Below are 16764 nucleotides of genomic sequence, written 5' to 3' on the forward strand. Positions count from 1 at the left end.
GATAACGTCGAGGCATGGTCGATCTGCGGGTGGAGCGTGAGGAAGCGGGCCTGACCCAGGCTCGCCTGGCCGAGCTCGCCGGCATCGCGCCGTCGAACCTGTCCGCCTACGAGTCCGGGAAGCGGTCGGCCTCGCCCGCGATGATCGCGCGGATCCGCAGGGCGATGGTGCGCCCCTCGGACCGGCTGCAAGCCCACCGGGACGAGGTCGCCCGGATCATCGAGCGCAACGGTGGGCTCAACCCCCGGGTCTACGGGTCGGTGGCGCGTGGCGACGACACCCCGGCGAGCGACCTCGACCTCCTCGTGACCGTGCCGCCCGAGGCGGCCTGGACGTTCGTCTCCACGGCCCGCGAGCTCTCCGAGCTCCTCGGCGTCCACGTCGACGTGGTCAGTGACGGCGGGCTGAAGGAGAAGCACCAGCAGCTCCTCGACGAGGCCGTCCCGCTGTGACGCCACGCACCGAACGGCTGCTCCACGACCTCGTCGAGCACGCCGCCGCGGCCGCCCGCCTCGTCGACCGGGGCCGGCCCGCCTACGACGCCGACGAGATGCTGCGCTACGCGGCCGAGGACCTCCTCATCCGTCTGGGCGAGACGGTCGCGCGGATCGACCGGGACGACGACAGGTTCGTCGGGGCTCACCCCGGCCTGGAGCTGCGGCGCCTCAAGGACGCACGCAACCTCGTCGCCCACGGGTACGACATCGTGGACCCCGCCCTCGTCTGGTCGATCCTCGAGCACAACGTGCCCACCGTCGCCGAGCGGGTGCGGAGGCTGCTCGACGGTTCCGCCTGATCGCGCGCCTGTCGGTCCGCCGCGTCCCGGATGCCGTCCGTGAGCAGGTGACATGCAGTGCCGTCAGGTCCACGCCGCGGGATCATCGAAGGACGGTCTGCCTATCCGTGGTCACGCCGTCGCGCTCCCCGGTGAAGGAGAGCGCGAGGGTCCCGTCCAGGCGGACGTCGCGCTCTCCCTCCGGGAACCCCGGTAGCCGGGTCGCGTCGAGCAGACGCCGCAGGACGTCGGGCCCGGGTTCGGCGGGGTCGGCCTGGAGGACGAAGGGCGGGCCGCCCGCGAACCGTGGCGTGGGTGCCGCGAGCCGGACGACCTCCTCCGCGACGACGACCCCGGCGACGGCTTGCAGGGCGTAGAAGCCACGGGCCGTGCGGATCGTCGGCGTCTCCACGGGCTCGGCGACGAGCTCGCTGAGGACCACCGCCCGACCGACGTCGAGCCCGCCGTCCCTGGCGGCGGCGAGCACACGGGCGAGCGCGTCGGTCGACTCCGGTGTCGTCGTGCCGGGATCGTCCCGCGACTCCGCCCGCAGGGCAACCGGTGTCAGTCGGCGGCGACGCCCGCGGCAGCCCGGTAGCGGTCCACGACGATGCCGACCAGCTCGACGGGTGGCGCCTCGTCGGCGGGTAGCAGGGGAGCGGTGGTGACGTCGCCGCCGGCCTTCTCCGCGAGGGTCTGGAAGTAGCCGGGGGCGACGAGGTAGCTGGCGGTGACGATGCGGGCGCCCGGCCGGTCGGCGCGGACGGCGGCGACGACGTCGGGCAGCCGCGGCACGGCGTTGGCGATGTACCCGACGCGGACCTCGTGCCCGGTGCGCTCGGCGAGCAGGGCGCCGGTGCGCTCGCAGTCGGCGACGGCGCGGTCGTCGGACGACCCGGCGGCGGCGAGGACGACCACGTCGCCCGCCGCGAGCCCGGCAGCGCGCAGCCGCCGCTCCAGGAGGTCGACCAGCCGCTCGTCGGGGCCCAGGGCCCCCGCGAGGTGGACGCTCTGCCCCGCCTGCGTGGCGGCGTCGACGTCCTCGCGCAGGTCGACGTGGACGTGGAACCCGGCGGACAGCAGCAGGGGCACGATCACGGTCGCGGTGCCCGTCAGCGCGGCCAGGCAGGTGGGGACGTCGGGCTGCTGGACGTCGACGAACCCGCCGCGGACCGGGGCCTCGCCGTCCAGGCGGGCGGCGACGGCGTCGACGAGCCCGGCGACGGCTGCGGCGCCCGGCGCGGACGACGTGCCGTGCGAGATCGCGAGGAGGGTCGGGGCGGTCATGCCCGTCACGCTACGCCGCGCACCTGTCGCGGTGGTGTCGGTGGTGTGACGCCGTGTCACGGGGTGCTCACCGGGGTCTCGCCGGCGGTGTGAGCCGTCCAGCCCGGGGCGAGGCGCACGACGTCCCCGATGACGGTGACGGCGGGCGGGCGGACCTGCGCGGCGGCGGCGCGCTCGCCGATGTCGGCCAGCGTGCCGAACGTGGCGCGCTGACGCGGGCCGTACCCGTCCTCGACGACGGCGACGGGGGTGTCCGCGGGGCGTCCCGCGGCGACGAGCGCGGCCGCGGTCGTGGCGAGCCGGGTGACGCCCATGAGGAGCACGAGGGTGTGCTCGGGACCGCCGGGGACGTCGTCCACCGCCTCGTGCGCGGTGAGCACGCTGAACCCGGCGGCCACCTGGCGGTGCGTCACGGGAATGCCGACGGACGCGGGCACGGACACCGCGGACGTCACGCCCGGCACGACCTCGACCTCGACGCCCGCCGCGCGGCACGCGAGCACCTCCTCGCCGCCGCGGCCGAACACGTACGGGTCGCCACCCTTGAGCCGCACCACGTCCCGGCCCGCCAGGGCGTGCTCCACCAGGAGCTCGTTGATGCGTTCCTGGGGGACGGGGTGGTTGCCGGCGGTCTTGCCGACGTCGATCACCTCGACGTCGTCGGCGAGCGTCGCGAGCAGGTCGCGCGGCCCGAGCCGGTCGGTGACGACGACGTCGGCGGCCGCCAGGAGTCGCCGCCCTCGACCCGTGACGAGGCCCGGCGCGCCCGGCCCGCCGCCCACGAGGGCCACCCGGCCCGGGCGGCCGGTCGTGCGGCCACGGCGCAGCGGCAGCTCCCCGGCGTCCAGGGCGGCCGCCACGGCGTCGCGCAGCCGGGTGGCGCGGCGCGGGTCACGGCCCGCGTGCACGGCCACGACGACCCCGCCTTCCCCGGGGGTCCCCGTGGCGTCGGATCCGTCGGTGGCGTCGACGGGGACGTCGTCGAGCCGGGCGACGGCGGGCACCCACGCGGTGGCGGCCGCGGCGTCCGAGGCCACCACGCAGAACGTGCGTGCCGCCTCGGCGTCGGCCGCCACGGCCGCGTCGACCTCGGGCACGCCCGTCGCGGTGTGCACGAGCCACGCGCCGTCGAGGTCGCCGGACGCGTACGGGCGGGCCACGTGCTCGACGTCGCCGGACGCCACGAGCGTCGCCAGCGGCTCGGTGAGGTCGGGGGCCACGACGCGCACGCGGGCGCCCGCGTCGAGGAGGCCGCGGGTGCGGCGCGCGGCGACCGGCCCGCCGCCGACGACGACGACGAGCCGGTCGCGCACGCGCAGGCCGAGGGGGTACAGGTCGGTCACGTCTCGATCTTCGCGCAGGAGGGGGTCAGATGTGCAGGCCGCACTCGGTCTTGTCCACGCCCGACCAGCGGCCGGCGCGGGGGTCCTCCCCGGCCGACACCCGCCGGGTGCAGGGCTCGCAGCCGATCGACGGGTAGCCGTCGTTGAGCAGCGGGTTGACCGTCAGCCCGTGCCGCAGCGCGTAGCCGACGAGCTGGTCGTCGCTCCACGCCGCGATCGGGTTGATCTTGACCAGGTTGTTGTTGTGGTCGAACGTCACCAGCGGGGCCTTGGCCCGGGTGCCGGAGTCCGCGCGGCGCAGGCCGGTGGCCCACGCCTCGTAGCCGCCGAGGATCTCGCGCATCGGCTCGACCTTGCGCATGCGGCAGCAGGACTCGGGGTCGCGGGCGAACAGGTCGGCGCCGTACGCCTCGTCCTGCTCGGCGACGCTGAGCCGCGGCCGGACGTCCACCACGGTGACCTCGATGGAGTGCGCGACGGCGTCCCGCGTGCCGAGCGTCTCGGCGAAGTGGTAGCCGGTGTCGCCGAACAGGACGTCGACCCAGGGGAGCTGGCGGCTGACCAGGTACGACAGCACCGAGTCGGTCATGGAGGACGCGACGGCGAGGGAGTCGCCGAACTGCTCGACGGCCCAGGCGATGACGTCCTCGGCCGACGCCTCGTCGGGTGCGCCGATGCCGGAGCCGCCGAGCTCGGCCTGGCCGCGCCGGGCGATCTCGGACAGCTCCGCGATGGACCGCTGCCGGCGTTCGCGCCCGTCGACCCGGGCGTTGCGGCGGGCGCGGGACTGCTCGCGCTGGGCGGCCCGGCGGCGCGCCTCGGCGGCGGCACCGGCGAGCGACGACACGGGGGCGACGGCGGGCGCGGACGTCGGCGCGACGCCGAGGCTGACGGGGACGGCGGTCATACGAGCGCCTCCTCGTCGGCGCGCAGCGCCCACGCGGCGAACGTCTCGCCGTCGGACCGCTGGTCGGCGAACCGGCGCACGACCCGGTCGACGTAGTCCGACAGCTCGGTGGCCGGGACCTTGAGGCCGCGGACCGTCCGGCCCAGGCCTCCGGCGTCCTGCCCGGTGCCGGCGAGGCTGCCGCCCAGGTGCACCTGGAACCCCGGCATCTGCTCGCCGTCCACGGTGATGATCTGGCCCTTGAGGCCGATGTCGGCGGTCTGGATGCGGGCGCACGAGTTGGGGCAGCCGTTGACGTTGAGCGCGATGGGGACGTCCAGCTGCTCGGTGACGTCCGCGAGGCGCTCCTCGAGCTCGTCGATGACGCGCGCCGCGGTGTCCTTGGTGTCGACGATCGCGAGCTTGCAGAACGCGATGCCGGTGCAGGCCATCGTGGAGCGGCGGAACAGCGACGGCCGGGCGGTGAGGCCGAGCGGCTCCAGGCCCTCGACGAGCTCGTCGACGCGGTCCGCGGGCACGCCGAGGATCACGATCTTCTGGTGGGCGGTCAGGCGCGCGGCGTCGGCGCCGACCTTCTCCAGGAGGTCGGCCAGGCCCGACAGCGTGTTGCCGCCCACGCGCCCCACGACGGGTGCGGCGCCGACGTAGTAGCGGCCGTCCTTCTGCTCGTGCACGCCGACGTGGTCGCCCGGCCGCGTGGCGGGTGCCGGGGGCGGGCCGTCGGCGAGCTCGTAGCCCAGGTACTCGTCCTGCAGCACCCGACGGAACTTGGCGGCACCCCAGTCGGCGAGCAGGAACTTCAGGCGCGCCTTGTTGCGCAGACGGCGGTAGCCGTAGTCGCGGAAGACGCTCGCCACGCCCTCCCAGACGGCGGGCGCCTGCTCGGGGGTGACGAACGCCCCGAGGCGCTCGCCCAGCCGGGGCGCGGTGGACAGGCCGCCGCCGACCCACAGGTCGAAGCCGGGGCCCAGCTCGGGGTGCACGACGCCGACCAGCGCGATGTCGTTGATCTCGTGCGCGACGTCCAGGCTGGGGTGGCCGGAGATCGCCGTCTTGAACTTGCGGGGCAGGTTGGCGAGGTCCGGGTTGCCGATGAACCGGCGCTTGATCTCGGAGATGACGTCGGTGGCGTCGAGGATCTCGTCGGCCGCGACGCCCGCGACGGGGCTGCCGAGGAACGGGCGGGGCGAGTCGCCGCAGGCCGTCGTCGTCTCCAGCCCGACGGAGTCCAGGCGGCGCCAGATCTCCGGCATCGCCTCGACCTCGATCCAGTGGTACTGGATGTTCTGCCGGTCGGAGATGTCCGCGGTGCCGCGGCCGAACTCGGCCGAGATGCCGCCGAGCACGCGCAGGGCCGCCGGCGACAGGGCGGCACCGTCGGTGCGGACCCGCAGCATGAAGTAGCGGTCCTCGAGCTCGTGCGGCTCCAGGGTGGCGGTGCGGCCGCCGTCGATCCCGGGCTTGCGCTGCGTGTACAGGCCCCACCAGCGGAACCGGCCGTGCAGGTCGTCGCCGGGGATGGAGTCGAAGCCGTCGCGGGCGTAGATCGTCTCGATCCGCTCGCGCACCTCCAGCGGCGGGCCCTCCTGCTTGAACTCCTCGTTGTGGTTGAGGGGGGTGGTGCCGTCGACCTTCCACTGGCCGTTCGGCCGGGGGGCGCGCGCCGGGCGGGCCGGGCGGGCCGGCGCCGCGGCGGCCTGGTCGTCAGGGGTCGTGGTCTGCGTCGTCATGTGGGGGGAGATCCTCGGGTCCTCGGGGTGCGGGACGCGCGACGACAGGTGCTCAGCGGGACGGGCCGAGACCGACGGCGCGCGCCGGTGCTCAGGTCCGCGGGGTGCGGGTCGGGCTGAGGTGGGGCGCGATCAGCGACAGCAGCACTGACAGCTGCGCAGGCACATGCGCAGGCTCACCGACATCTCGCGACGCATCGCGAGGGGGGAGAGCGCAGCCGTGGTCATGGAGAGGAATCTAACCCGCCGGGGCGACCGCGGGAAACCCCCGGTCCGCATCGTGGGACGATCTCACGAAGTGAGACTTGTGAAGTATGTCGCAAAGTTCGACGGAGGTTTCTGACACCGGTGTCACCTCGATACGCTGCCCCCATGGAGTTCGTCTACAACCTGCTCGCGTTCCTCCACTTCGTCGGCTGGGCGATCGTCCTCGGCGGGTACCTCGCGTCGCTGCGCAGCCCCGGCCTCTACCGCGGTGTGTTCCACGGTGCCCTCGCCGCGCTCGTCGGCGGCGTCGGCATGGTCGGCGTCGCGGAGTCCAGCGGCCTGTGGGATGACGGCGGTCCCGACATGGCGAAGGTCGCCGTCAAGCTGACCTTCGCCCTCGTCATCGCCGTCCTCGCGTTCCTCGCCAAGCGGCAGGGCGCCAAGGGCGACAACGGCACCGGGGCCGTCGCCCCCGGTCTCAAGCACACCATCGGCGCCCTGACGATCGTCAACATCGTCGTCGCCGTCTTCTGGAACTGACACCCCCCGCTCCCCGCACGACGACGCCCCGTGACCACGACGTCACGGGGCGTCGTCGTCCCGTCCCCGCTCGTCCGCGGCAGCGCCGCTGGTGTCGTCGTCGGGGTGACGTGGGACAGTACGGCCCATGAGCGTCCTCGGTGAAGTCCTCGTCGGCCTGGCCATCGCCGTCGGGCTCGTCGGCATCGTCGTGCAGATCCTGCCCGGCAACGCCCTCACCTTCACCGCGATCCTCGTGTGGGCGTGGGTCACCGGCGGCACCGCCGCGTGGGTCTGCTTCGCCGTCGCCGCCCTCGCCATCGGGCTCGCCGAGCTCGGCCAGTGGCTGCTGGCCGGCCGGCACATGCGCCGAGCCGAGGTCCCCTGGGGCGTCCTCGCCGTCGGCGGCCTCGCCGGTGTCGTCGGGTTCTTCGTCGTCCCCGTCGTCGGCCTGTTCCTCTTCTTCACGCTCGCCGTCATGATCCTGGAGTACCTGCGCCGTCGCGACGCCCGCGCCGCCTGGCGCGCCACCGTCGCCGCCCTGCAGGCCATGGCCATCACCATCGGCGTCCAGCTCCTCGGTGGGCTCGTCGCCGCCGGGGCGTGGGTCGTCGGGCTGATCGTCACGTGACCGCGCCCGACGACGTCGAGAGCATCTCCGACGCCGAGGTCGCGGACGGGTACTTCCGATTCTTGACGCTGTTCCATGGCGACCGGGCTGCACGGCTCGCCTCCGAGGAGCTCTCGCACTTCTACGACGCCGTGTGGGACCGGGCCGTGTTCAGCGCCGACCCGTTTCCCATGCTCGGTGCGCTGATCGACCGGGCCACCGACGACGAGCTCGGCCAGGTCGGGGAAGGGGTCATCGAATCGATGATCGACCTGCCCCAGCACTGGCCCGGCCTGGAGGAGCGGTGCCGCCTGGAGCCCCGGTGGCGCGCGGCGCTCCGCTGCGTGTGCGCCGACGCCGACCTCGTCGCCCGGATGCCGCCCGTCCTGCGGGAGACGCTCACCCACGACCCGTGGGAGTTCGTCGACCTCACCGGCCTTCCGGAGGACGGGGAGCACGAGGAAGCAGAGGAGCACGGGCAGCGCGGGAGGCGGGGGAAGCGCAAGGACCGCGCGCCCCAGCGACGTCGACGCACCCGCGGTCGCTGAGCGGCCGTCCGCGCGTGCGAGCATGGGGGCCGTGCAGATCCTCACCCAGCCGCTCGACGCCCTCGACCCTCGGACCGCGTACGGGATGTGGCGGTTGCGGCAGGACGTGTTCGTCGTCGAGCAGGAGTGCGCGTACCCGGACCTCGACGGCCGCGACCTGGAAGCCGGGACCCGGCACGTGGTGCTGCTCGACGAGGGCCGGGTGGTCGGCACGGCGCGCGTGCTCGACGACGGCGACGTCCAGCGGATCGGCCGGGTCGTGTGCCACCCCGACGTGCGGGGGACCGGGGCGTCGGGCGAGCTGATGCGCGCCGCGGTCGACGCCGCGACGCAGGACGCGCCGGAGCAGGACGTCGTGCTGGGCGCGCAGTCGCCGCTGGTGGGGTTCTACGGGCGGTTCGGGTTCGTCGTCGACGGGCCGGAGTACCTGGAGGACGACATCCCGCACACCCCGATGCGGCTGCGCCGCTGAGGTCCGGGCGGCCCGTCAGGCGGGCGGCTCCATGACGTACAGGGTGTTGCCGTCCGGGTCGCGCAGGGCGAACATCGGCGGCGCGGTGTCCCACAGCAGCAGGTCGCCGACGTCGACGCCGGCGGTGGTCAGGGTCGCGTGGTCGGCGGCGGCGTCGGCCGTCATGAGCCGGATGCCGGTGTCCCGCCCTGCGGCGAAGCCGTCCTCGGCGCGGACGAGGGCGAGCCGGACCGGGGTGTCCGGCAGCGCGACCTCGACCCAGCGGAAGTCGTCGGCGAGGTGCTCGTCGAGGCTGACGGTCAGTCCGAGGACGTCCCGGTAGAAGCCGAGGGCGGCGTCCTGGTCGGTCACGGGGATCGCGACGGCGTGCAGGCTGCGCAGGTGGGTGGTCATGGGCGCTCCTCCCGGCCGCACGGTGCGGCCTCGTCCGGGCAGACCCTGCACGCCGCGGGGACTCATCGGTGGTCCGGCGGCGCGTCGGTCAGCCGGTGGTGGCGGGCAGGCGCTCGGTGACGACCGGGGTGACGGCGACCTCCACGGCCCACGACCCGCCGAGGGCGTCGTCGAGCGCGGTGCGCAGGGCCGCGACGTCGGGCAGGTCGTCGGCGGGTCCGGTGAGGTCGACGGTGACGGTGTCCCCGGCGACGGTGACGTCGGCGAGCCGCAGCGTGCTGTCCTGGCCGAGCCACGTGCCGACGGCGTCCTGCGCGGTGCGCTGCTGGCCCGTGGTGGTGAGCAGGCCGTCCGTGGTGAGCAGCAGCGGCAGCAGGATGAGCAGCGCGGCGGTGACGAACGGCGCGAGGGTGAGGACGATGCGGCGACCTCCCCGGCGCAGTGCGGCCGGGTCCGCGACGCCGGCGAGCACGAACACGACGGCGGCGGACAGCACGATGGAGACGAAGTTCGTGCCGAACAGCAGCAGGGCGCCCGCGGCGTCGTCGGGCCGCCCGGCACCGAGGGACACCCCGACGACGGACAGCGGCGGGACGAGGGCGACGGCGATCGCGACCCCGCCGAGGGAGGACGCGACCCGGCGGTCTGCGGTGGCGAACGCGCCGGCCGCGCCCGCGGCGAGGGCGACGAGCATGTCGAGCAGGGTGGGGCTGACGCGGGACGCGATCTGCGAGTTCGTCTCGAAGGGGACGACGCTCGGCACCCAGGACGAGATGACGAACGCCAGGCCGACGGCGACGGCCGTCCCCGCGAGGATGAGGGCCAGGGAGCGCAGGGTGCGGGTCGCCCAGCCGGAGACGAGCGCCGCGGCGAGCCCCAGGATGGGGGTCATGAGGGGCGCGACGAGCATGGCCCCGATGACGACGGCCGTGGAGTCCTGGAGCACGGCGAACGTCGCGATGGCGACGCTGAGCACGAGCATGGTCCACCACGCGACGCGCTTGGCCGCGACCTCGGGAGGTTCCAGGTACAGCTGCTCGGCGAGCTCGTCGCGGCGCTCGCCGCCGACGTCGGCGTGCTCCACCCACGACCAGAGGATCTCCGTGAACGACGGGTACAGGCCCTCGGGCTTCGGGACCCGCCCGCTGGCGATGCGGTACCCGTACGCGAGGACGATGGTGCCGCCGACGATCGCGACGACGCCGACGAGGGCGGCGAGCCAGTCGGTGTAGACGCCCGGGGTGGCGACGACGACCACCGACAGGGCGAGGCCGACGCCCGCGCTGGCGTACCGCGGGGCGCGGCGGGCGCGGTCCCGGCTCACGACGGCGAGCAGCAGGGTGAGCAGCGAGCGGACGAACAGGTACACGGCGCCGAGCAGGATCGTCGCGGCGAGCGCCACCTGGGAGTAGGCGAGGAAGACGGCGGCGAGCGCGAGCGAGACGAGGCCGCGCAGCGCGGACGCGACCCGGGTGACGACACGCAGGTGGCGTCGTCGCGCGGTGGTCCACAGGTCGTTGAGGCCGGAGGCGAGCAGGCCCAGTCCGACGACGACCACGGTGATGTTGTGCGACAGGGCGGGCACGAGCACGAGGACGAGCCCCACGCCGAGGGCGACCGTGCCGCCGATCGTGGACGGGTTGACCAGGCGTGCCGGGTGCGCGAGCAGGTCCGACGACGCTGCCGGTGGCCCGGCGGGGGTCGCGTCCGCGGACGCCCGCTGCTCCATGCCGGAAACATAGCGGCAGGCGACGTGCTCGGCGCGTCCAGATGTCCCCGGCACCGCCTACGCTGGGACAGCCATGACTTCGCTCTTCGACAGCCTCTCCCTGCCCGGTCTCGACCCTGCCCGGACGAGCGGTTCCGCACCCCTGCCCACGACCGCCCCTCGGTGGGACGACGACGCGGCGGCGCCGGACTGGGTGCCGCACCCGGGTGCCGGCGCTCCCGGCGGCCCGGAGGACGGCGACGACGGCGGCGAGGAGGCCGCGGCGCTGCTCGACGGGCTCAACCCGGCGCAGCGCGACGCCGTGGTGCACGCGGGGTCGCCGCTGCTCATCGTGGCGGGCGCCGGGTCGGGCAAGACGCGCGTGCTGACGCACCGCATCGCGCACCTGCTGGCGACGCGCCGCGCGCGCCCCGGTCAGATCCTCGCGATCACGTTCACCAACAAGGCCGCCGCGGAGATGCGCGAGCGCGTGGAGCAGCTCGTCGGCCCGGCGGCGGGCCGCATGTGGGTGTCCACGTTCCACTCGGCGTGCGTGCGGATCCTGCGGCGGGAGGCGAAGACGCTCGGGCTGCGCTCCAGCTTCTCCATCTACGACGCGGCGGACTCCCAGCGCCTCATCACGCTGGTGTGCCGCGAGCTCGACCTCGACATCAAGAAGTACCCGCCGCGGTCGCTCGCGAACAAGATCTCCGACCTGAAGAACGAGCTGGTCGACCCGGACGCGTACGCGCAGCGGTCCGCCGACGACGCCCCGGCGGGCGGCTGGCGGGAGCGCGCGCTCGCGGGCGGCGGCCTGGCCGACGGGGGCGACCGGTTCGACGCCGTCCTGGCCGACGTCTACCGGCGCTACCAGGCGCGGCTCGCGCAGGCGCACGCCCTGGACTTCGACGACATCATCATGACGACGGTGAACCTGCTGCAGGCGTTCCCCGCCGTGGCGGAGCACTACCGGCGCCGGTTCCGGCACATCCTCGTCGACGAGTACCAGGACACGAACCACGCGCAGTACGTGCTGGTGCGCGAGCTGACCGGCGTGCGCACCGAGGACGACGAGGGCTACGCGCTGGAGCCCGCCGAGCTGACGGTGGTGGGCGACGCCGATCAGTCGATCTACGCGTTCCGCGGCGCCACGATCCGCAACATCGTGGAGTTCGAGGAGGACTACCCCGACGCCCGCACGATCCTGCTGGAGCAGAACTACCGCTCGACGCAGAACATCCTGTCGGCGGCGAACGCGGTCATCGCCCGCAACGCGGGCCGCCGCGAGAAGCGGCTGTGGACGGACGCGGGCCCGGGGGAGAAGATCGTCGGCTACGTCGCCGACGACGAGCACCACGAGGCCCGGTTCGTCGCGCAGGAGATCGACCGCCTCGGGGACTCCGACGGCGTGCGCCCCGGTGACGTCGCGATCTTCTACCGCACCAACGCGCAGTCGCGTGCGCTGGAGGAGGTGCTGATCCGCGTCGGGCTGCCGTACAAGGTGGTCGGCGGGACGCGCTTCTACGAGCGCCGGGAGGTCAAGGACGCCGTCGCGTACCTGCGGGCGCTGGCCAACCCGGACGACGACGTGTCGGTGCGGCGCGTGCTCAACGTGCCCAAGCGTGGCCTGGGGGACCGGGCCGAGGCCCTGGTGGCCGGGTTCGCGGACGCCGAGCGGGTGTCGTTCGGCGCGGCGCTCGGCCGCGTGGACGAGATCCCCGGCATGACGACGCGCACCCTCAAGCCGCTGCGGGCGTTCGCCGAGATGATGGCGGAGCTGCGCGGCATGGTCGAGGCCGGCGCGACCCCGGCCGAGGTGCTGGGCGCCGTCCTGGACCGCACCGGCTACCTGGCGGAGCTGCGCGCCAGCGACGACCCGCAGGACGCCTCCCGCGTGGAGAACCTCGCCGAGCTGCACGCCGTCGCCGTCGAGTTCACGGAGGCCGACCCGGAGGGCGACCTCGGCGACTTCCTGGAGCGCGTGTCGCTCGTCGCGGACGCCGACCAGATCCCCGCCGAGGACGTCGCCGACGGCGGCGCGGAGCACGAGCACGACGCGGAGCCCGTCGAGGACCCGGGCGTCGTCACCCTCATGACGCTGCACACCGCCAAGGGCCTCGAGTTCCCCGTCGTCTTCCTCACCGGCCTGGAGGACGGCACGTTCCCGCACATGCGCTCCCTGCACGACGACGGCGAGCTCGCCGAGGAACGGCGCCTCGCCTACGTGGGCATCACGCGCGCCCGCCAGCGCCTCTACCTGTCCCGGGCGGGCACCCGGTCGGCCTTCGGCATGGCCAACGAGTTCCCGCCCAGCCGGTTCCTCGAGGAGATCCCCGCCGAGCTCCTCGACTGGCGCCGCGCCGAGTCCGCGACGCAGACGCTGCGTCGCGGCGGCTCCGCGTGGGGCGGCGGCGCACGGTCGGGCCAGGGCGCCGGGACCGGGTGGACCGGTGGCTCGGGTGCGACGTCCGGACGCGTCACCACCCGCCGCGAGACCCCTCGCCGAGCGGCCGCCGTCGCGTCGGGCGGCGGGACGGTCGCCGGGTTCGGGTCGGCGACCCCGCGCCAGGACGCCGACATCCCCTCGCTCGCCGTGGGGGACAAGGTCACCCACGACGCCTACGGCGTGGGGCGGGTCGTCGCGCTGGAGGGCGCGGGCCACAACGCGGTCGCGCGCATCGACTTCGGCGCGGACGGCACCAAGCGGCTCCTGCTGCGGTTCAGCCCCGTCACCAAGCTCTGAGCCGGTCGTCGTCGTGCCTCCCGCGTCCTGACGCGGCGCGACGCTAGCCTGTCCCGCGACGGCGCGTCGCCGGACGTACCCCCTGGTCGCGGGAGCGCCCATGGTCGTGGAGGTCGGGTCGGCACAGGACGGCTTCCGTCGTGTCCCTGACCGGGAGACCGCCTCGCGGCGCCCCCGGGCCCCGTACGGCTCGACCGCGCGGGCCGCCGCCGGCGCGGAGCGCGCCGGTGGCGCAGCGCGGCGTCGGCGCCGGCCCACGGCGACGTCGTCCGCAGCACGGGTCCTCGGCCTCGACGCGCTGCGCGCCCTCGCCGTGACGCTCGTCATCGTCTACCACGTCGCCCCGGCGTCCCTGCCGGGCGGGTTCCTCGGCGTCGACGTGTTCTTCGTCGTCAGCGGCTTCCTCATCACCACGCTGCTGCTGCACGAGCTGTCCACGACCCGTCGGGTCCGGCTGCGGGAGTTCTGGCGACGCCGCGCCCGGCGCCTGCTGCCCGCCCTCGCCGTCGTGGTGGTGGTGTGCGTCCTGGCCGCCCGCGTCGTGCAGCCCGACCTGCTGGTCGGCATCGGCCGGCAGGTGCTCGGCGCCGCGACGTTCAGCACGAACTGGCTGGAGATCGCCGCCGGGCAGAGCTACTTCGACGACACGCAGCCGGTGCTGTTCCAGACGTTCTGGTCGCTGGCCGTCGAGGAGCAGTTCTACCTGCTGTGGCCGGTGCTGCTCGTCGTCCTCATCGTCGTGACCCCCACGCCCCGGGCCCGCGTGCGCGTGGCTGCCGCCGGCGCGGTCGCCTCCGCCGTCGCGATGGCGGTCCTGTACGCCCCGGGCGGCGACCCGACCCGCGTCTACTACGGCACCGACACCCACGCGTTCGGCCTGCTGCTCGGCGTCGCCGCGGCGCTGCACGCGAGCACCGGCGCCCGGCTGCTGTCCGACCGGGCCGCCCGCTGGGCCGTCCCGGTCGGGCTCGGCGGCCTGGGCATCCTCGTGGCGACCCTCCACGACGACACCGCGTGGCCATACCGCGGCGGAATCCTCGCCGCGTCGCTGCTCGCGCTGCTGCTGGTGGCGCGCTGCGCCGACGCGACCACCGACGAGGCCGTCTCCGGGCGCCGCACCGGCGGTGTGCGGCTCGCCGAGGCGCGGCCGCTCGTGTGGGTCGGGGCACGCTCCTACGGTCTCTACCTGTGGCACTGGCCCGTCATCCTGCTCGTCGACGCCGTCGTGCAGGCGCAGCCCGGCACCGTCCTGTGGTGGCGCGGCACCGCCGTCGCGATCGGCCTCACCGTGCTGGCGTCCGCGGCCTCGTACCGCTGGATCGAGACGCCGGTGCGGAGGCACGGGTTCCGGGGCACCGCCGTCCGGGTGCGCGCCGCGATCGACACGTTCGGTCGGCGGCCCGTGCTCGCCCGCACGCTCGCCGGGGCGGCCGGGCTCGCCGTCGTCGCGGCGGGTGTCGTCGTCGCGACCGCTCCCGCCGTCTCGCAGGCCGAGCTCGCGGTCGAGCAGGGGCAGGCGATGATCGCCGTGCAGGCGGCCGCCACCGCGCAGGACGGGTCCGACGGCGCGGAACCCGCCGGCACGAAGGCCGATCGGGACGGCAGCACGGCGTCCGGCGGGAAGCAGGGGGCGAAGGGCGGCGAGAAGACGGCGGAGGAGCCCGCCGACCGGCCTGCCATGCGGGCGAGGATCACCGGCGACCAGATCTCCGCCTTCGGCGACTCCGTGCTCTCCGGCGCCGCGCCCGCCCTGTTCGAGAAGTTCCCCGGCATCGCGATCGACGGCGAACCCATCCGCAAGTGGGTCGACGCGCCCGCGATCATCGAGGCCGCCGACCGCCGCGGCGAGATCCGCGACGTCGTCGTCCTCCAGTTCGGCACCAACGGCGGGTTCGCGTGGGCCGGGGCCGAGGAGTCCCTCGACCAGATCCTCGACCTGCTCGGGCCCGACCGTGACGTCGTCCTCGTGGCCACCGTCGGCGTCAGCGACTGGGTGCCCAGCACCAACGAGCGGCTCGACCAGATCGCCGCGGAGCGGGACAACGTGTGGGTGGCGCCGTGGGACGACGTCGTCCGTGACCACCCCGGCCTGCTGCACGCCGACCGCACCCACCCGAACGTCGAGGGCACCTACGCGTACGCCAAGGTGCTCAAGCAGACGCTCGCGCAGATCGACTGACGCCGCCCGGCGCCCCCTCCCGCGAGTCAGCGCACACCCCGCCGACTCAGCGCAGACGTCCGCGAGTCAGCGTTGGATCCGCCGAGTCAGCGCTGGCTTCGCCGAGTCAGCGTGCACATCTGCGAGTCGGCGCCGCCCCGGAGGGCGTGTGCCGGTCACGCGGCCCGTTCGACGACGTCCCGCAGCGTGGGGACGTCGGAGCCGGCGTCGTGCAGCGCGGCCTCCAGCACCCGGCCCCCGGGGCAGTCGGCGCGCAGCAGGCCGAGGAGCAGGTGCCGCGTGCCGATGCTCCTGTCATGGAGGCGGACCGCCTCTCGCAGCGACAGCTCGAGGGCCTTCTTCGCGTCGCGGGTGAACGGCACGTGGCCGCCGCGTCGGGCGGGACGGCGCCCGGCGCGGTCGAGCGCCCCCTCGCCGAACAGGCGGTCGGTCCGGCGACGCAGCGCGGCGACGTCGATCCCGACGGCGGCGAGGGCGTCGTCGTCGAGCGGGTCGCCGGAGGTGACGGCGCGTCGTGCACGGGCGGCGACGTCGGCGGGTGCCAGCCCCGTGTCGTGGACGGCGGCGAGGACGGGACCGGCGCCGTCGAGCATCGCGACCAGCAGATGGCGGGTGTCGATGGTGGCGGACCGGGTCTCGCGCGCCACCTGCTGGGCGCCGACGACGACCTCGCGGGCGTCGCGGGTGAACCTCTCGAACATCAGGACCTCCGGGAGTGCTTCTTGTGGACCGCCTGCCGCGTCACGCCGAGGGCGTCGGCGATGTCCTGCCACGACCAGCCGAGGTCGCGGGCGCGTTCGACCTGCAGCACCTCCAGCCGGTCGGCGAGGTCGCGGAGCGCCCGGACGGCGCGCATGCCGTCGGCCGGGTCGTCCCCGGCGGCGGTGGCGATGGTCTTCTCCGTCATGGCGTCAACCTAGGTTGACACCCGGGGGGCTGTCAACCTTCGTTGACATCGGTGCTCACGCCGACTCGCGCGATCTTGCGCTGACTCGGTGGGCCGTGCGCTGACTCGCGCGACGGTGCGCTGACTCGACGGATCCAGCGCTGACTCGCGGGAGCCTGCGCCGACGGCCCTGACGTGCACCGACCCGGGACGCGGACCGCGACGTCGCGCCCGGCGGTACCGGTGGCCGCGGCCGTGCACCGCGCTGCACCGCGCTGCACCGCGCGGCGCCGGGGCCCGCGGAGTTCCCGTGCGAGGCCTGCTCTTCGTGTGGGATCCGTCACCCGATCGGGGCATCTGGGGACCCGGGGTGCCGCCGCCCCCGCACACGCGGCTACTCTGGGCGGGGATGTCTTGACGTCGAGACATCGCCACAGGCCGGCCCTTGCCGACCCAG

17 protein-coding genes are annotated in these 16764 nt (G+C 74.7%); 8 read left to right on the forward strand and 9 right to left on the reverse strand.

Features of this window, described 5'->3' with window-relative positions:
* The first annotated feature begins 14 nt into the window (after window positions 1–14).
* Window positions 15–452 (forward strand): helix-turn-helix domain-containing protein, encoded by a 438-nt coding sequence (locus ATJ88_RS04725; protein ID WP_098462828.1) that lies wholly within the window; start codon window positions 15–17, stop codon window positions 450–452.
* Window positions 449–796, forward strand: coding sequence for a HepT-like ribonuclease domain-containing protein (locus ATJ88_RS04730; RefSeq protein WP_098462829.1), 348 nt, complete (start codon window positions 449–451; stop codon window positions 794–796). The genes ATJ88_RS04725 and ATJ88_RS04730 overlap by 4 nt, the downstream gene beginning before the upstream one ends.
* An 82-nt stretch (window positions 797–878) precedes the next feature.
* Here ATJ88_RS04730 and ATJ88_RS04735 read toward each other — a convergent pair whose 3' ends face one another.
* The 5 genes from ATJ88_RS04735 to ATJ88_RS04755 form a co-directional block, all read right to left on the reverse strand.
* Window positions 879–1262 (reverse strand): hypothetical protein, encoded by a 384-nt coding sequence (locus tag ATJ88_RS04735; RefSeq protein ID WP_098462830.1) that lies wholly within the window; start codon window positions 1260–1262, stop codon window positions 879–881.
* A 77-nt stretch (window positions 1263–1339) separates the two neighbouring features.
* Window positions 1340–2062, reverse strand: a complete 723-nt coding sequence (locus ATJ88_RS04740) for a sirohydrochlorin chelatase (RefSeq protein WP_098465121.1) — start codon at window positions 2060–2062, stop codon at window positions 1340–1342.
* 56 nt (window positions 2063–2118) lie between these two features.
* Window positions 2119–3405: a uroporphyrinogen-III C-methyltransferase gene (gene cobA, locus ATJ88_RS04745; RefSeq protein WP_098462831.1), complete on the reverse strand. Its 1287-nt coding sequence runs from the start codon at window positions 3403–3405 to the stop codon at window positions 2119–2121.
* Between the two features lie 25 nt (window positions 3406–3430).
* Window positions 3431–4312 carry a phosphoadenylyl-sulfate reductase gene (locus ATJ88_RS04750; protein ID WP_098462832.1) on the reverse strand — a complete coding sequence of 294 codons (882 nt, stop codon included), beginning with the start codon at window positions 4310–4312 and terminating at the stop codon, window positions 3431–3433.
* The gene (locus tag ATJ88_RS04755; RefSeq protein WP_098462833.1) at window positions 4309–6042 is read right to left on the reverse strand and encodes a nitrite/sulfite reductase; all 1734 of its coding nucleotides are present in this window, start codon (window positions 6040–6042) and stop codon (window positions 4309–4311) included. The genes ATJ88_RS04750 and ATJ88_RS04755 overlap by 4 nt, the downstream gene beginning before the upstream one ends.
* 372 nt (window positions 6043–6414) lie before the next feature.
* Between ATJ88_RS04755 and ATJ88_RS04760 the strand changes: the two genes are divergently transcribed.
* From ATJ88_RS04760 to ATJ88_RS04775, 4 genes are all read left to right on the forward strand, one after another.
* Complete coding sequence (locus tag ATJ88_RS04760; RefSeq protein WP_098462834.1) at window positions 6415–6789, forward strand: hypothetical protein; 375 nt, start codon at window positions 6415–6417, stop codon at window positions 6787–6789.
* A 127-nt stretch (window positions 6790–6916) separates the two neighbouring features.
* Window positions 6917–7399 (forward strand): DUF456 domain-containing protein, encoded by a 483-nt coding sequence (locus ATJ88_RS04765; protein WP_098462835.1) that lies wholly within the window; start codon window positions 6917–6919, stop codon window positions 7397–7399.
* Complete coding sequence (locus ATJ88_RS04770) at window positions 7396–7926, forward strand: hypothetical protein (protein WP_098462836.1); 531 nt, start codon at window positions 7396–7398, stop codon at window positions 7924–7926. The genes ATJ88_RS04765 and ATJ88_RS04770 overlap by 4 nt, the downstream gene beginning before the upstream one ends.
* Before the next feature lie 22 nt (window positions 7927–7948).
* Window positions 7949–8398 (forward strand): GNAT family N-acetyltransferase, encoded by a 450-nt coding sequence (locus tag ATJ88_RS04775; RefSeq protein WP_098462837.1) that lies wholly within the window; start codon window positions 7949–7951, stop codon window positions 8396–8398.
* Between the two features lie 15 nt (window positions 8399–8413).
* Here ATJ88_RS04775 and ATJ88_RS04780 read toward each other — a convergent pair whose 3' ends face one another.
* A complete protein-coding gene (locus ATJ88_RS04780; RefSeq protein WP_098462838.1) occupies window positions 8414–8791 on the reverse strand; it encodes a VOC family protein in 378 nt (125 codons plus the stop codon).
* An 88-nt stretch (window positions 8792–8879) separates the two neighbouring features.
* Window positions 8880–10520 carry a DUF389 domain-containing protein gene (locus ATJ88_RS04785; RefSeq protein ID WP_098462839.1) on the reverse strand — a complete coding sequence of 547 codons (1641 nt, stop codon included), beginning with the start codon at window positions 10518–10520 and terminating at the stop codon, window positions 8880–8882.
* A 73-nt stretch (window positions 10521–10593) separates the two neighbouring features.
* Here ATJ88_RS04785 and ATJ88_RS04790 point away from each other — a divergent pair, with 73 nt between their 5' ends.
* Complete coding sequence (locus ATJ88_RS04790; protein WP_098462840.1) at window positions 10594–13242, forward strand: UvrD-helicase domain-containing protein; 2649 nt, start codon at window positions 10594–10596, stop codon at window positions 13240–13242.
* Between the two features lie 100 nt (window positions 13243–13342).
* Entirely contained in the window at window positions 13343–15421 is a 2079-nt protein-coding gene (locus ATJ88_RS04795; RefSeq protein ID WP_098462841.1) for an acyltransferase family protein, read from the forward strand.
* A gap of 155 nt (window positions 15422–15576) precedes the next feature.
* Here the strand turns inward: ATJ88_RS04795 and ATJ88_RS04800 are convergent, their stop codons facing one another.
* Both ATJ88_RS04800 and ATJ88_RS04805 read right to left on the reverse strand, forming a co-directional pair.
* Window positions 15577–16122 carry a Clp protease N-terminal domain-containing protein gene (locus ATJ88_RS04800; RefSeq protein ID WP_098462842.1) on the reverse strand — a complete coding sequence of 182 codons (546 nt, stop codon included), beginning with the start codon at window positions 16120–16122 and terminating at the stop codon, window positions 15577–15579.
* Window positions 16122–16328, reverse strand: coding sequence for a helix-turn-helix domain-containing protein (locus tag ATJ88_RS04805; protein WP_098462843.1), 207 nt, complete (start codon window positions 16326–16328; stop codon window positions 16122–16124). Before ATJ88_RS04805 ends, ATJ88_RS04800 begins: the two co-directional genes overlap by 1 nt.
* Between the last annotated feature and the right edge of the window lie 436 nt (window positions 16329–16764).

The organism is Isoptericola jiangsuensis (assembly GCF_002563715.1).
Classification (GTDB): domain Bacteria; phylum Actinomycetota; class Actinomycetes; order Actinomycetales; family Cellulomonadaceae; genus Isoptericola; species Isoptericola jiangsuensis.